Below are 1,318 nucleotides of genomic sequence, written 5' to 3'. Positions count from 1 at the left end.
AAACCAAAAGCAGGGTCTGCGCCCCCGCCTGAGCTGCCCGCGATTCCAGAGGAGCTCATCGATCAGTTCGTGAAGGGTCCGATGACGGCGGAAGCGGTGCAGGCAGCCTCGATCGCGTTCAAGAAGGCGCTGATCGAGCGTGCGCTGGGCGCCGAGCTAAAACATCACCTGGGCTATCCGAGCGGAGGCCAACGCCCGCCGGAGTCGACCAACCAGCGCAACGGCAGGAGCGGCAAGACCCTGTTGACGGAGGACGGCCCGTTGCGGGTAGACATTCCGCGCGACCGTGACGGCAGCTTCGAACCGATCCTGATACCACGGCACGAACGCCGCTTTACCGGCTTCGACGACAAGATCATTGCGATGTACGCGCGAGGCATGACCGTGCGTGAGATACAGGGCTTTCTGGCCGAACAGTACGGCACCGAAGTATCGCCGGAGTTCATCAGCTGTGTCACCGATGCGGTGACTGAGGAGATCACAGCCTGGCAGGGCCGTCCGCTCGAGCCAATGTATCCGGTGGTGTTCTTCGACGCGCTGCGTGTGAAGATCCGCGACGAAGGGATGGTGCGCAACAAGGCGATCTATCTGGCGCTGGGGATCCTGCCCGACGGCACGCGTGACATTCTCGGACTGTGGATCGAGAACACCGAGGGCGCGAAGTTCTGGATGAAGGTCTTCAGCGATCTGAAGACACGCGGCGTGCAGGACATCCTGATTGCCGTCACCGACGGACTGAAGGGCATGTCCGACGCGCTTGAAGCGGTCTTCCCGGCGACCACGCTGCAGACCTGTATCGTGCACCTCATCCGCAATTCGCTCGACTATGCCGGCTGGAAGGAGCGTCGGGAGCTGGCCGCAGCCCTGCGTCCAATCTACACGGCGGCCAGTGCTGCTGCAGCCAGGCGGAGTTGCTTGCCCTGGAACGGGGCCCGTGGGGAAGCAGGTTCCCGACGGTCATGGCAGCCTGGCGCCGCGCATGGGTTCGCGTGATTCCGTTCTTCGCGTTTCCGCCTGAGGTGCGCAAGGTCATCTACACCACCAATTCGCTGGAGAGCGTGAATGCACAGCTGCGCAAGATCATCAAGACGCGCGGACACTTCCCGTCCGATGAAGCGGCGACCAAACTGCTCTGGCTTGCGCTGCGCAAAATCACCAGCGACTGGCACCGTGCGGCCCACGACTGGAAGGCCGCCATGCGGCAGTTCGCGATCCTCTACGAGGATCGCTTCACACGACCCAACAGCTAGAATGAAATTGATCGCCTGCCACGCCTGAAATGTTCAGACGCCTTGCACACAAAAATTCAGACACTCCC

At 62.0% G+C, this 1,318-nt stretch carries 1 pseudogene; it reads left to right on the top strand.

The annotated features are described in order from the left end of the window. Positions 1 to 33: 33 nt before the first annotated feature. A pseudogene (locus AB3X89_RS39700) lies at positions 34 to 1,250 on the top strand (IS256 family transposase). The last annotated feature ends 68 nt before the right edge of the window (positions 1,251 to 1,318 follow it).

The sequence above is a fragment of the Paraburkholderia sp. BR14320 genome (assembly GCF_040948665.1).
In the GTDB taxonomy this organism is placed as follows: domain Bacteria; phylum Pseudomonadota; class Gammaproteobacteria; order Burkholderiales; family Burkholderiaceae; genus Paraburkholderia; species Paraburkholderia youngii.
The sequence above is the reverse complement of the archived record's forward strand: the minus strand, read 5'-3'. Positions and strand labels throughout refer to the sequence as shown.